At 49.8% G+C, this 15,990-nt stretch carries 5 protein-coding genes; all 5 read left to right on the top strand.

Going from position 1 to position 15,990, the window contains the following annotated elements:
- Window positions 1-9 precede the first annotated feature (9 nt).
- Window positions 10-6,744 (top strand): OmpL47-type beta-barrel domain-containing protein, encoded by a 6,735-nt coding sequence (locus tag QFZ77_RS37470; protein ID WP_307449026.1) that lies wholly within the window; start codon window positions 10-12, stop codon window positions 6,742-6,744.
- Window positions 6,745-6,847: 103 nt separating this feature from the next.
- Window positions 6,848-8,971, top strand: coding sequence for an RICIN domain-containing protein (locus QFZ77_RS37465; RefSeq protein ID WP_307449023.1), 2,124 nt, complete (start codon window positions 6,848-6,850; stop codon window positions 8,969-8,971).
- A gap of 250 nt (window positions 8,972-9,221) precedes the next feature.
- Window positions 9,222-12,395 (top strand): heparinase II/III domain-containing protein, encoded by a 3,174-nt coding sequence (locus tag QFZ77_RS37460; RefSeq protein WP_307449020.1) that lies wholly within the window; start codon window positions 9,222-9,224, stop codon window positions 12,393-12,395.
- Window positions 12,396-12,414: 19 nt separating this feature from the next.
- Window positions 12,415-14,211 (top strand): sensor histidine kinase, encoded by a 1,797-nt coding sequence (locus tag QFZ77_RS37455; protein WP_307449017.1) that lies wholly within the window; start codon window positions 12,415-12,417, stop codon window positions 14,209-14,211.
- Complete coding sequence (locus tag QFZ77_RS37450) at window positions 14,208-15,818, top strand: response regulator transcription factor (RefSeq protein WP_307449013.1); 1,611 nt, start codon at window positions 14,208-14,210, stop codon at window positions 15,816-15,818. Before QFZ77_RS37455 ends, QFZ77_RS37450 begins: the two co-directional genes overlap by 4 nt.
- Window positions 15,819-15,990: the final 172 nt, after the last annotated feature.

The following is a 15,990-nucleotide window of genomic DNA, read 5'->3' as shown; positions in this document are numbered from 1 at the left end:
GGAGTTCAGATGAAGGTGCATCATACTAGTTTTCGTCTAAAATTGAAACAATACCTATCCATCCTCGTTATCGCGAGCATGACCGTCATGTTCCTGCCTCTGACGGCAGGAACTGCGGCGGCGGAAACGGCCTCACCATCGCTCATGACGGATTATGTGCCAACGATTTATGAAACCATGGATGAAAGCGGATTCAAACATCCGGGTATCGGGCTGACCAAGGAAACACTCGAGAATTTGCAAACTCAAATACGGGCGAATAAGGAGCCTTGGAAAACCTATTTCAACCAGATGGCCACGTCGACTGACCCGTGGGGAGTCCCGCTTGCAACCAAGACGGTCTCGTCCAAATTTTCCGAAGGCTGTTGGTGCAGCCAGGGCTATAACGAAAAATTTATATGGGATGGCTTAACAGCGTATACGCAGGCTCTTATGTATGTGATTACGGGCGATGAGGTTTATCGGGCCAATGCGATGTATATTATCCGGAAATGGGAGCAGAAGAACCCTGCGGATTACGCGTATTTTACCGATGCGCACATCCATACGGGTATCCCGCTCTACCGGATGGTTACCGCCGCGGAGATCATGAGGTATACCAGCACGCAGACGCCGGAACTGGCATGGACAGACCAGGATACGGCCAAGCTCACGAATAATGTGATCGTTCCGGTCACCGATACCTTCAATCATACGAATGGCCGCTTCATGAACCAGCATCTGTATCCGCTCGTCGGATCCATCTCCGGATATATCTTCACCGGCAATGTGGAGCGCTATCGCGAGGCCGTAGAGTGGTTCACAGTGAATAAGACGGCTCTAGACCAGCACATAAACGGTTCCATCCTGAGATTGTTCCGGTTGGTCGATACGAATGCGGCGACAGGCGAGAAGGTAGATAACCCGCAGGTGCAGATAACGGAGATGGGCAGGGACCAGGCTCACAGCACCGGCGACGTCATCAATGTCTCCATTATATCGCGTCTGTTGCAGGCCCAGGGAACCAAGGTGGATCCGGTTGACGGTACGGTTTCCACTGCAGCGAATGCGGTTACTACGTACGATTTTCTCGGCAAACGTATTCTGGCGGGTACCGACTACTTTGCCCGGTATATGAACGGCTATGATACGCCTTGGATCCCGACAGAGGCGCGTATGCGCGAGGATGGCAGCCCGGTCATTTACCAGGTATTGAATACCGGATATCGGGGAAGAATCGGCGGCAATGCCTACGATCTGTACTATTACTATAAATATGAGCAAGGCTTGGACATGGAGCAAGTTGCTCCCTACTACACGGAGATGTTCAACAAGAGGACGGATTACAGTTGGGCATCACGGGATTCCGGAGGGGAATATTGGCTGTACATCCCCAGGGCTGCCGAGGCCGAAGGAACGGCCCATCTCCCGAAGGTGAACCCGAATCCGAATTGGAAGGAGGTCGAGGATCGGTTCACCAACTTGGACGGCAACTCGACCGCCATGCAAGAGGGCGATGTTTCCTTCGTCCGCATCCAGGCCACGGAATCCGGCAGCAAAATCGCTTTGGTTGAATCCGGCAGCGGTTCGAGCGTGCTCGGATACAAGATTCGGACCAACGGTGCGGCGAAGCTGGCAGCCTCGGGCCAAACGATCACGTTGCCGGATACCCAGGGGCAATGGAGATATGTATATTCTGAAGGCGGTGGGCTCTGGACCCTGAGTTATTTCACGGTTATAGGCAACGGAACGACGGTCGATATCGACCATATCAATGTCAACGCGGCCAATGAACTGACGCCGCCGGTGTTTAATGAAGGAAATACCCCTTTGAACCTGTTTACCTATGTTGGGTCCGAGGCGGCGCTCCATTTAGATTTCTCGGCAACGGACGCAGGCACGTCCGATGTTGTGACCTATCGGATCGCGGGTGCGCCCGAAGGCGCCGTGTTCGATACAAGCACCGGCACATTTTCCTGGAAACCGGCGCAAGCCGGAACGTATGCCTTCAGCGTGGAAGCTTCCGACGGCATAACGGTATCCACAAGGGATGTCACGGTGACCGTCGCCAATGATCGGCAGTCGGCGGTAGGTGCCGTCATTGCGTCTTATGACGCCAATAAGGATTATATCTGGGCCACGCTCGATACGTATAAACAAGCATACAACGAAATCATGAGCGTTATGAATACTGCAACGGACGCCGAATTCTATCAGAAGCTGGCGGTTCTGCATGGCGTCGTGCAAGGACTTCAGTTAACCACGCCGTTGCTGGGCGACGGCAGCATCAATTATCAGGGGATGTTCTTGTCTGGGGGCTTCAATACGGGAACTTACATGGATAATGACCCGAGCTCGTCCGGTAGGGACGTTGATATGGACATGGGGCCCAATTTTCGGGTTTCGGCCAGTGCGTTCGGGATTCAGGCACGAGGAGGATTTCCTGAACGCGGCGGCGGCATTACCATATACGGATCCAACGACAAAGAAAACTGGACCCGGTTGACGCCGGGAGTGACCCCCGTTTCGACAGCCATGAATATGTTGGCGGTGTCGCCAGAGCTCCAGAATGAGCCATTCCGTTTTCTGAAGATCGAAATGATTCAAAAACCGTACGACGCTCCCTTCATTGAATTGTCCGAGTTCCATATCTTCGGGAAGCGTCACGAGGTCATCAACAAGATCGCATCGGTCTCCGTCGGTTCGGATCAGGTCATCGGAGGGCGGATCGTCATGGGAGACACAGCGAAATTGTCCTTCCAATCGACGGAAGCCATTCAGAACGTGAAGGTTACGATTCAGGGTGTACCCGCGACCGTTCATTCGGAGGATGGCCTGAACTGGACGGCCGAAGCGGTCATGCAGCAGGGGACGTCGCCGGGGAATGTGACATTCAAGCTTCATTATCAGACGGCGGAAGGGACCGATGCCCCGGAAACGATGTTCGTAACCGACGGGTCTCGCTTGATTCTGGTGGATGAATCGGATGTCATCCCAAATGTGACGTCCATCGCTGCGGTTACCGATTCCAACGGCAGATCGCCGGCAGACGCTATTGCAACGGCGAACGTTTTGTTCGATAACAATCCTGCATCATCGACCGATTACCGCCTGAACGGCAACGGAGCCGATTCGTGGGTCCAATTCGACTTCGGGCAAGGCAGCTATGCCCAATTGAAGTATGTGGAGCTGCTGGCAAGGCAGGACGGATACTATACCCGAATCAATGGCGCGGTCATTCAAGGCTCCAATGACAATACAACCTGGAAAACCATCTCTTCGGGTGCTGTGTCCACGAAGGATTGGCAAATTTTACCTGTTAACGACAATCAGCCTTACCGGTATATCCGAATCATCAATGGGAACGCCTGGTTCGGGAATATGGCGGAGGTAAGATTCCATGGCGTTGTGAAGTCCCTGAGCAAGATCGCGTCGTCTTCGATCAGTTCGGCTCAGAGCGTCAAAGGCAGGATTGTTCCGGGTAACACGGCCAAATTGACCTTCACATCCAAGGAAGAGATCAATAACGTTAAGGTCGCGATTCAAGGCCTGGCTGCGACGGTTACTTCGACGGACAATATCAACTGGACCGCAGAAGCGACCTTGAATCAAGGCGCTGCAACAGGCCCAGTAAATTTCGCCATTACTTACAACCAGCAGGATGGAGCAGTCGGATTCCCGATTCACTCTACTACAGATAACTCCACTCTGTTCCTTGTAGACGAGTCGGATCTCATTAAAAATGTGACGAGTATCGCGAATTTAATTGATTCTACTTCGGGAAGATCGGCAGCAACGACCCTGCAGCAGGTGAATGCTTTGTTTGACAGCAATGCAAACACAGCTTCCGACTTCCGTATTGGAAGTAACAACTCCGGTAACGGAAGCTATATTACCTTTGACTTTAAGGAAGGCAATCAAGTTACCCTTTCGAATGTAGAACTGCTTGCCAGACAAGATCAAGTCGCTCGAATAAGCGGAACAGTGGTTCAGGGCTCCAACGATAATACGACCTGGACGACTCTCACTGCTGCGGCGGTATCTACACCGAATTGGCAGACCATGTCGGTCAACGGTAATGTCCCTTATCGGTATATCCGTATTTATAATGGCAATGCGTGGTTTGGCAATATGGCCGAGGTGAGATTCCATGGTAAAGTTGAATCTCTGCTCAGAATCCAATCGGCTTCGATCAGTTCAGCTCAAAGCATCGTGAACAGGATCGTGCCCGGCAACACAGTAAAACTGGCGATTGTAGCCAAAGAGCCCATTAAAGACGTAAAAGTCGCGATTCAAGGCCAAGAGGCAGCCGTATCTTCCACTGACAATATCAACTGGACAGCTACGGCCACCTTGAATCAAGGCGTGGCTTCAGGGCCGGTGATATTCACCATTAATTACAATAAACAAGACGGAACGGCAGGGTATCCGGCTACTCAAACAACAGACAACACTTCTCTTTACCTTGTTGATGAGTCGGATGTGATTAAAAATGTCACCAGTATCGCGAATTTAATTGATTCCACTTCAGGAAGATCGGCAGCAACAACCCTGCAGCAGGTGAATGCTTTGTTCGACAGCAATGCAAGCACGGGTTCGGATTTCCGTATTGGAAGCAACAACTCCGGTAACGGAAGCTACATCATCTTCGACTTTAAGGCCGGCAATCAAGCTACGCTAACGAGTGTAGAGCTGCTCGCAAGACAAGATCAATATTATACAAGAATCAATGGTGCAGTGATCCAAGGCTCCAACGATAATTCAACCTGGACGACACTCACCAAAGCGGCGGTATCTACACCGAATTGGCAAACCCTTGCGGTCAGCAGTAAAGTACCGTACCGTTACATCAAAATTGTCAATCCAAACGCTTGGTTTGGAAGTATGAATGAAGTGAGATTCCATGGTGCAGTGAAACCGGCGGACGTGACGCCTCCGGCAACAACGGATGATGTGCCCCAGGGTTCGGTCATCACTGGTAATACGGTAAACCTCAATGCCGTAGATAACAGCTCAGGTGTTGCGGCAACTTATTACATCCTTGACGGCGGCACGCAGCAAACCGGTAAAACGGTAACATTAACCGCTGAGGGAACGCATACGTTGGTCTATTGGAGTGTAGACTGGGCAGGCAATGTGGAGCAGCAGCACACGGTCACTGTAAGCACCGCTGATACTACTCCGCCTGTTGTGGCCGGCTTGTATGCAGATATTACCGTGCCGACCAACCAGGATGTTCATGTGACCATCTACTATCCGCTTGACGCGGCGGTGATGGAGTACAAAATGGGCGATAACGGCGTATGGACAGCGTACACGGCTCCTGTAACAGTTTCCGAAAATACAACGGTGTACGCAAGAAGTGCGGATGCCGCAGGCAACATCTCGGACGTGTCAAGCTACACGGTCAGCAACATTTACAAGACCGCACCTTCGGATGCCGTCTTCACCGCGGACGTTACAAACCCGACCAACGGCAATGTTACCTTGACGATCAGCTATCCGGGCAACGCAGTGGTCAAGGAGTACAAAATCGGGGTTAGCGGCACATGGACAGCGTACGCTTCACCTGTCACCGTAACCGACAATGTTACTGTCTATGCTCAGAGCAAGGACTTTGTGGGGAATGGTTCAAATGTGACCCACTATACCGTCAGCAATATCGACAGGCTGCCGCCTGCAGACGCCGTTTTGTCTGCCGACATTACGGAGCCGACTAATCAGGATGTTATTGTAACAATCAGCTATCCGGCCGATGCTGCAGTGAAGGAGTTCAAGGTAGGTGAGACCGGCGTTTGGACCGCTTACGGCGCTCCAGTGGTAATCACCGACAACAGTACGGTTTTTGCAAGAGGGAAAGATGCCGCCGGCAATGTCTCTAACGTTACCCAATATGCGGTTGTCAACATCGACCGTATAGCACCGGCTGAAGCGACCTTGGCAGTGGATACCACAGATCCGACCAATCAAGGTGTTACCGTAACGATTACCTATCCGGAAGATGCAACGGTGAAGGAGTACAAAACGGGCGATAGCGGCATTTGGAACGTTTATACGGGTCCTGTTGTTGTCCAGGACAATGATACCGTATATGCAAGAGGAACGGATGCCGTAGGCAACGTATCGAATGTAACCAGCGCCGTTGTAAGCAACATTTGGAAGACCGCTCCTGTCACCACAGCAACAGTAAGCCCTGCCCAGCCCAACGGTAAGAACAGCTGGTACACGACGGACGTAACCGTAAGTCTGTCGGTGTACGCCAGTGTGTATGGAGGAGCGGTGACAACGGAGTACCAGATCAATGACGGTGACTGGACGGTTTACAACGGATCCGTTCCCGCCTTTGGCGATGGGACTTATAAAGTTGGTTTCCGCAGCAAGGATGAAGCCGGCAACGTGGAACAACTCAAAACGATTGAGTTCAAAGTGGATAAGATAGCCCCTGTATTATCCGTCCAGCTTGACAAGACGTCGATTTGGCCGCCGAATCATATGATGGTGCCGATCCATGCCACTCTGCTTCCGAGCGACGACGGTTCAGGGATCGAATCGGTGGTGTTGACCTCCATTACCAGCAATCTGCCGGATAGCGGCAGAGGCGGCGACATTCAGGCCCATTTCGGCACAGCCGCCACTTCATTCAGTGTTCGTGCGGAAAAAGGAAGCATCTACACTATCACGTACACAGCTACCGATAAAGCAGGCAACAAAACGGTCAGGACGGCAACGGTAACAGTGCCGCATGATCAATCAAGCGTCCAGTAAGAACAATTATATTCGGGAGGAAGGCCTTAGCGCCTTCCTCCTAATTATATAAGGAGTGAAATGATACATTTATCCAAATTCGCAAAAAAACGGAGGTAATTAAATGTTTAGAAAGCGTTTACAGAAAGTTCTATCCAGTATTCTTTGTTTGACGTTGGTCATGATGAGCTTTATCGGGCTTGGGAGCATCGAGACTGCGAAAGCGGCTGTTTCACCGCTGATTACTCCTTACAAACCACAGGTAGTCAATGTGGACGCCAATGTTTCCTACATAGATTCCAATGGGAACACGATAACGGGAACCATCCACCACCCCGGAATCGCGATGAATCTGGCGGATTTGGATAACATGCGCGATCATGTAAGGGCGGGGGATGAGCCTTGGAACACGGCTTTTAATGCCTTTGCCGCCGACTCCCAATCCAGTAAGACACCAAGAATCTATTATGAAAACAGTTATATATTCCGGCACATCCAAGGGCCATGGGGGTTTACCGACCCCGAGACGATGAAGTATTACAGTAATCCCAGCGAATATGTAGGAACACGTGCCAATACCGATTCTGAAACCGCATTCATGCAGGCAATCATGTGGTATATCACCGGCGATGAAACGTATCGTTCCAATGCCATGGATATCATCAGAAAGTATTCCGCCATTCAAGATTGCGTTACCCATGTGAACTTCCGTTTTGCTACAATGAGTTATTTTCTCTCGGCAGCAGCGGAAATCTTGCGCTATTCCGATACGCCTACGCAGAGTCTGAAATGGACGGCAACGGATACGGCGAACCTTGCCAATGCGATGAATCTTGTTTCGGTTACGTATAATACGCATACCATGTTTATGAATCAGCATCAGTTCGCTGTGATGGGAACGATGGGAAGAGCGATCTTTACCAATGATATGAAGCTGTATGCCGAGGCTGTAGAAGCAACAACCGTGAACTCGGCAGGGGATCAAGGAGGGAAAAACGGTTCCATTAAGCATCAGATGCGGTGGATGACGCAAAATGAGCGAACAGGAGCGGCATTGGCTCCGGCGGATTACCATGTGCAGGCCATCGAAATGGGGCGTGATGTAGGGCATTCCTACGCCGATGTCGCCGGACTGTCTACATTGGCGCAAACCATCTATGCCCAAGGCACGAAGGTTGACCCGGCAAGCGGAGCGATGTCTGCGGCTTCCAATGCGGTGAATATGTTCAACTTCCTGGACGACCGGCTGCTGGCAGGAACTACTTATCTGCTCAAGTATCATCTGGGTTACAATGTTTTATGGACGCCTGCATGGGCAAACCAAAGCAGTACGATTCAATATTTTGATACGATCAACGCAGATGGCAGAGGCAGAATCGATGCGTTCTACAGTGTTTTATATAACTATTATAAATATATCCAACAAGTGGATATGAGCCAAGAGAAATACAAGTACTTGGCCTATGCCTACGAAACAAGAATGCCGGAGGTTGCGCCAAAGGATTATCCGCTTGCGATGCTGCTGTATACGCCGGATGCGGCAAAGACGGTCGGCTTGAGCAACAAAATCACGTTAGGCTCGATAACGGGATTGACGGCAACGGCGGCGGGTGCGAATACGATCTACTTAAGCTGGTCGGGCGTGCCGGGTGCGCTGGGGTATAACATCTACCGATCCACAGATCCGAATGGCACTTTTGTAAAGATTAGCAGCGCCCCTACTGCAGCGACATTATATCGCGATACAACCTTGACCCCTGATACGAATTACTATTATCAGGTAGAAGTAGCCGGAGGATCGAAATCCTCTGCCGTATCTGCAGCTACGGGAGGAACTTTGGGGACTGCTTCGGTCAGATTCAAAAACGCCGCCACCGGCTTGTATATCGATGGGATGGGCCGCACTGCCAATGGCTCCGCTGCCGGACAATGGAGCGACAGCACCAGCGCAAATCAGCGGTGGATTGAGGAAACTAACGGGAACTATGTGCGATTTAAGAATGTTGCGACCGGATTATATTTGGACGGGTTAGGCCGCACGACGGGCGGCTCCGCTGCCGGACAATGGAGCAGCAGCACCAGCAATAACCAGCAATGGTCCATCTTGATAGCCGGCAACCAAGTGCGGTTCCAAAACCGAGCAACCGGGTTATTTCTGGACGGGATGGGCCGCACGACGGGCGGTGCCGATCTAGGCCAATGGAGCGACACCAACAGCACGAACCAACAATGGCAGATTGTAGGCTAAATATACGAAGCAATGAAACATGCAGCCCAGCCTGGTCAACGGGCGGGCTGCATGGTTTTCAATTGCGAGCCTTTACTAAAATACACACCGAAATTTAATAAAATAAGCAAATGATAGAGGGGAAAACGGGTTTATGATTAAAAGATATGCGCAAAGATTTCACGAGCCATGTATGGCGGCTGCGGAAGGTGAACGTTTGCAAGTAATGATCCGTTAGAAGGATGCTTCAATCCAAAGGAGGGATAGAGAAATGAACGCCATATCTGCCGAAAAAGAAAAATTGCAGTCTCTGGTGAACCGGGCGGAGGCTCTGATAGAAGCAAGGGGATGTTACTTCACGGACGGGGCCAAGCTGGCGCTGGCCGATATGGTCCAGGCGGCCAAGAATACATTGGCGGGGGACAGTCGCCTGCCCTTTGTACGGAACCGCCAATTTGTTGTCCCAAGGGAGGAAGAAGGGGTTCTGTTCGCCACCAAGCGGTTTACAATGGTGCCTCCCTTCGACCGGGAGCAGACGGTCTATACCTATTACGGCTTGGAGCCGGCCTTGGAGTGGTTCGAGCAGCAGGATGTCATGGCCGGGGGCTTGGGGCGGCTGAAGGAGAGAGCCCTCTCGGCCGTCGGCAAGGCCAAGGATGTGCTGGAGCAGGCCAGGACCGGAACGGAGGTAGGGTGTTATGCTCCGAATGCTGCTGTCCGGTTGAAGCTGTCGTTGAAAGAGGCGGAGACGGCGTTGGAGCGTTTGGACGACGACGAGACTCTGGCGCTTGCCACTGTCGAATGCTTCAACCGCCTTCGGGAGTTCCGGCACTCCAGGGTGCTGCGTACCGATCTGGAACCATCAACTTCCCTTTATCTGACCGAAGCTGCACTGGAGCAGGTGAAGGCCACAGTTGCGGCGGATCCGCTGGTGAAGGAGCAATACGGGAAGATTGCCCGAATAGCGGAGCATTACTCCTTGGACTATCTGGAGCAGGCCGTTTCCCTGATCCCCGGCGGTCAAGCGGATTATAACGCGTTGAACGATCGTTTCTATCTTTGGAGCTCCACAGACAAGATCGTAAACTTCAAAGCGCCTGAGGGGGCGGTGAAGGCGGCAATCTCGTTCATTTTGCCTGCCGAAGAGAATGAAGAAGACGGGCTGGGACACGTATGGATCGATAATCTGGAGATCCTGTCGGCCAGCGGCGGCAGCCTTAAGATCCTGAACCCGGGCTTCGACGAAGGGGAGAAAACCCCTCTCTTCTGGGAGCCGCAGGCGCTCCGGGGGAATCCTGTCCTGAAGTGGGAGGACGTCTATCCGTATTGCGGCGGCGGAGACCGCCAAGCCCTGGAAACGGCCAACCCTTCCTCCCAGATCATGGTGAAGGATAAGGAAGGGGGCGCCAAGCACTCGCTGTATATCAGCAATCCGACAGGTACGGATGAGGGGGCCTGGACCTATACGAAGGAATTCCGCGTGGATAGCGGCGTCGGTTACACCTTGACCTTCGAGGCTAAGCTGGACGGCAAGCTGAAGAAAGGCCTGAAGACACTCATCACCTATAAGGATGAGTCGGGGAACACGGTGGGCCAAAATGAATATTGGTTCAACCGAAAATCCTCCATACCGGGCGGCCGCTTTCAGCTTGCCATGCAATGCGATGCCATACAATATGCATTTACTAAGGAAATCGATTACGCCCGAAAGGTGAAGCTGGCGATCCTCTATATTCTGAATGATTTCTGCCAGGGCGCGGAGCACTGGCTGGTAACGAACCTGCGCCCGGAAGGAAACGATTCGTATGGCGCGGTACAAGGCGGAAGACTGCTCAGCGCCATAGCCGTCAGCTATTCCTTCATCCGGGAGGCGGGCGTATTCTCTCCGGAGGAGAAGGCGCGGTTCTACGCCATGGTGGAATACATGCTCCGATATATGCTTGACCTGCGAGACAGGACGGAGTGGACGCCATATGAAGCGCAGAAGGGCTGCAGTAATTGGCAGACGGACATGTGCGCGGGCACCGGACTTATGATGATGGCGCTGCCCGACTTCCCCAACCGCCATACGTGGTTGAACAATGCGGACATGATTCTGAAGGCCCAGCTGGAGCTGAACGTGAATCCGGACTCATCATGGCCGGAGTCCATCAGGTACCACCATGCAGCGCTGGAGCGTTTCGCGGGTTATGCGAAGGCCGTGGACAATGTGATGGGTGAGAATTGGTTTGAGACGACGCCGCTTGCGAGAATGTTCGGTTACAGCATTGAGATGCAGACACCGGGCTATGCGTTCTTCGAGGGCCGGGTCGGAACCCCTCCCTTCGGCGACCATGCTTTGGGCGGCGGCGGGGAATTCGGCTACTTCGCCACTTATCTCACCGATATTGCCAAGATGGACCGGGACCTGGCCGACCGGATGTACTATACCTGGGCAGCCTCCGGGAAGCCCTTCAAGAGGCTGTGGGGAGAAAGCATCATTCTGGAGAATATTATGGGCCAAGGGGATTCCTACCTTCCGTTTAAGCCTCTTGCACTTCGTTCGACCGGAGATTATCCGGATGCGGGCATTTATATTTTCCGGAAAAACCCCGGGCAGAGAGACCAGAGCTACTTCGCCATCATGTCGAGTCCCAAGCCTGTCGCCCACGGCCATCTGGACCAAGGCTCCTTCATTCTGTATAAGAATTCCATCCCGCTGGTAATGGATTCCGGCATTGAAGGCTACTTCGACAGCAGCACCAGCTGGCATATCAGTTCATACTCTCACGCTTGCGTGCAATTTGCCACCCGACAGACCGGCATAGCGAAGGATACCGGCGGACCCATCAACTTGTCGGCGGGGACCTACAGTCTGGAGCGGGGCTGGGTGGACGTTCCGCGAAACAGCAAAGTGCTGGATATCAAGCTCGGCGATGACGTGGAGAGCATTACGATTGAGATCGGCAATCCCGAAGGCAACGGCCGTCACATCCGGCATGTGACTTATATTAAGGACCCGGATCTTTACATTATCCGTGACACCTTGGAGGATTTCGAGGGACAGGTACTCTTCAGTCTGCCGGTGGCATCTGTGAATAGCAGGGTTGAAGCCGGCCGGGTCCACTCGGAGGGAGCCTATTCCATGGATCTGGAAACGGTGTTCGTTACTTCGTTAAACTCCCTTCGGTTGGAGAAGGGGCGTTCCACACAGTTCTTCGACAGCGGGCATGATGGGATCTCCATGATGGAATATATCCGTGCCGTGGCCGACGCCAAGGAAGGGTTCCTGACCGTTCTGTATCCCAAGGAAAAAGGGAAGCAGGAGATGCGTGTGAGCCGAATCGACGGAGCCCTCTTGATCCTGGAAACAGAGGACGGGGTCATCCAAGCGGATGTGAATGTGGATGACGGCACGGTGAAGGTCATACAAATCTCGAGTAAGGGGCTATTAAAACGAACATAAAAATATGGAGGATTGCCGCTTGAGAAGCATTCACCTTCGACTGATGATCTTTTTTTGCAGCCTGCTTATTTTGACGTTAGTGACGATGGGAATCTATTCGTACCGTCTTTCCTCGTCCGTAGTAGAAGAAAAAACCAGCGCCGCTGTTTTGAAATCTCTGGAGCAGCAGGCGAAAAATCTGGATGTTCAGATGCGAACCGTAAAAAAATATATGGACCTGATTATCTATACTCCTGAATTTATGAAGGTAGTGGAAACCAACAGCTTTGATAAAACGTCGTACCAAACAGTTCCTGCCGAGCATGAAATGAAAGAGATGCTGGACGCTATTTTCTTTGAGGACGACATGGTCAAGGATTTTGCGGTATTCAAAGACGAAAGACTTGTGTATAAATACGGCAACGGCAGTTTTGACGATAAGAAATTTAAAGGAGATAGCATCTATAAAAATACGATTGCCGCCGATGGCGCGCTTTATTTCGGAGGAACGATCAAGTCGGATGATTCCTCCGAAACGGATGGGCTGTATCTGTGTTACGGCAGAAAGCTTACGGATTATAACTCCTATCAAAATACAGATGTGGGAAGCGTGTTTTTATTTATGGATATCAAAAGCTTTTCCGCCATAATCAATGATACGATTGGTTCCGGAAACGGGAAATCCTATATTACGGATAACGAAGGCAATGTTCTGGCAAGTCAGGATAAGCTGCAGATATTCAGCAATATAAAGGATCGGTCCGATTACCGAAGGGCTTATGAAAGCAACGCAAGCGGATATTACATTGATGAACAAGGAAGAGACACTTCCGTAATCACTTTTTATACGCTGCCGAAGTGGAATTTGAAAATTGTCCAGAGCATGCCCAGAAAAGACTTTATAGGAGAAACAAATAATATTATTGTTGCGACTTTGGCTCTTTCCGTGTTGATGTTCGCGATTCTGGTCGTTGCGGCTTTATTTCTGTCCAGAAGCGTTGCAAGACCGGTTAAGAAAATTAAAGCTGCTATGAAAAATTTGCAGGACGGGAATTTTGACGCCAGATTAGATGTCAGGTCCAGGGATGAATTCGGAAGTATTGCGGTGAGTTTTAATTACATGGCCGTTCAGCTTAAGGAGCTGTTGGACAAACTGATTAAGGAAGAGAGAAGAAGAAATGAAACCGAAATCAGCATGCTTCAATATCAGATCAATCCTCACTTTCTATACAATGTATTAGCTACAATAAGGCTTTCAGCAGTTTCTCATCATGATCAGGAAACGGCGGAAATGCTTCAAAAGCTTTCGAGATTGTTAAAACGCACGTTGGCAAATGCAGGACGGATGGTTTCCCTTGAAACGGAACTATGCAATATTAATGATTTTGTAGACATACAGAAAGTTTTATATAATGACAAAATCAATGTGGTTTATGACGTATGTGAGCAATCCTATAAGTGTTTAATCCCGAACATGCTGCTTCAACCACTGGTTGAGAACTCCATCCTGCATGGCTTCGGAGATCATGTGAAAGACCCCGAAATCCGTATCTCTTCCCGTATCAGGGATGGACAGCTTCAGTTGGTTATCGAAGACAATGGATTGGGAATGAGTGAAGAAACGATTCAAAAGTTGAAGAACAATCACCCTGAACATGGAATGTCTTACAATGGTATTGGTTTAACGAATGTGAATATGCGTATTAAGTTATATTTTGGAGAAGAGTGTGGTCTGAGGTTTGAGAGTTCGGCAGGAAGAGGAACCAAGGCGATCATAAACCTGAATTATACAACAGACGATCCCGAGAGCACATACATCCAAAGGGGGATGCTATGAAAAATATATTACTGGTAGATGACAATAAGAAAATCCTAGAGCTTTTAAGTACAATGATTCCATGGAAGGAAACCGGCTTTCAGCTTGCGGGATTAGCCGCCGATGGAAGAGAGGCCCTTGAAATTGCTAGAGCAACCAACATTGATATCCTCGTAACGGATATGAAGATGCCGGTGATGGACGGACTTGAGCTTATTCGCCATTTCCGGGAGCTTTATCCGCACGCAAAGATCCTTGTCCTTAGTTCATATAATGAATTCAACATGGTCAGAGAAGCCTTTAAATTGGGTTCCAGTGAATATATGTTAAAAACCGAGTTGGATACGGATAGTTTTAAAAAGCTTTTAATTCAAGTTTCAGAGGAACTTGATTCGGATAAGGAAGAAAGGGCATTTGGAAAGGATTCGACTGAGTTCAGCCGCAAGGAGCTTTTCGAAAACAGGCATTATATCAAGGGTATATTACTGAATCAGTTCGTGCGCGGATATATAAAAGATGAGGATCTCCTTAAAAAGGATTTGATCTCTTTAGATGTGAAATTTGTTAAGGGCTATTGCAGAGTCATGCAATTCAGTGTCGATAATTTCAATAGTCTGATGAAAAACGTATGGAACGGAGACGAACCATTTTTTTCCTTTGCGGTGCTTAATATCATCGATGAAGTTTTTTGCAACTATTATACGGCAGACAGCTTTTATACATCCTCGGGGGAATTCGTGGTTGTTTGTTATGCCAAAGGAATGGATGAAATCTCGGGGGTGGATCCATTCACCCAAGTCTTTGATCATTTGAAGGAAGCGTTGCTTGCTTATCTGAAGGTCAAAATTTCAGCGGGTATATGTATGATGCCTGGGGAAACTTCCTGCTTGAAAGAGCTATATCAAAGTGCCTGCAGTGCGTGCCGATCCAAATATATTTATGGACAGGGAAAACTGCTTTGCGATGTAAATACTTTTGAGAACACTCCAAAAAAGTCAATTCAAATTGCGGAACGGGTCGAATATCTTCGGAGCGCATTGAAGAGTCTGAATCCGGATATCTTGAGAAATGCACATGAAATTTTATGCGTTGAAGAAGGGGAAGTAAATGTTAGGGAGTATGGCGAGGTCGTCAGACTATTTGAAAAATATTCGATCGTTATCAATGAATTTGCGGAAGTAAACGGCATGATGGAGGTTTGCGGCAGTTATATTCATAAGTTTGATGAAAATAACTATGATACCTGGTCGGTAAAACAGCTGAACAGATGGTTGAAAGACTTGCTGATTACGATATCCAGGCAGTTCATTACGTATAATGATACGGTTTCCAGAGTCATTCTTTATGTAAGAGATAATTATTTCAAAGATATATCCCTTCAGTTCGTTGCCGATGAAGTAGGGATGAACAGGTCTCAACTGAGCAGGCTCATCAGAAAGGAACTTTGGACGACATTTCCCGAGTATTTGAACAGTATCAGGCTTGATAAAGCAAAGGAATTGATGGCGTGCAATAAATATAAACTGTACGAGATCGCAGAAAAGTGCGGATACAGCAACTTTGAACATTTTAGCCGAATCTTTAAAAAGATGACGGGGACTACGCCTAAGGAATGGGATAGAGGCTAGATGAGTGAATCGTGTTCGGTAAGAGGAGCAGGTTGCGGCTCCGCACCGATCACGTTTTTTTTGCTTCTTCGGGAATGATCCGCAGTCACAAAACATCAAGAAAAAAGGCACAAAATATCATTCAAATGGATAGCGGACGTTGCTACACTTATAACCATAAGGAGTGAAAAGA

Source organism: Paenibacillus sp. V4I3 (genome assembly GCF_030817215.1).
GTDB lineage: Bacteria > Bacillota > Bacilli > Paenibacillales > NBRC-103111 > Paenibacillus_E.
Note: the sequence above shows the minus strand (reverse complement) of the source record. Positions and strands in the feature narration are given on the sequence as shown.

What these genes read in the sequence shown, in the direction of transcription:
- QFZ77_RS37470 (WP_307449026.1), top strand. Translation starts at nt 10, where the DNA reads ATGAAGGTGCATCATACTAGTTTTCGTCTAAAATTGAAACAATACCTA.
- QFZ77_RS37465 (WP_307449023.1), top strand. Translation starts at nt 6,848, where the DNA reads ATGTTTAGAAAGCGTTTACAGAAAGTTCTATCCAGTATTCTTTGTTTG.
- QFZ77_RS37460 (WP_307449020.1), top strand. Translation starts at nt 9,222, where the DNA reads ATGAACGCCATATCTGCCGAAAAAGAAAAATTGCAGTCTCTGGTGAAC.
- QFZ77_RS37450 (WP_307449013.1), top strand. Translation starts at nt 14,208, where the DNA reads ATGAAAAATATATTACTGGTAGATGACAATAAGAAAATCCTAGAGCTT.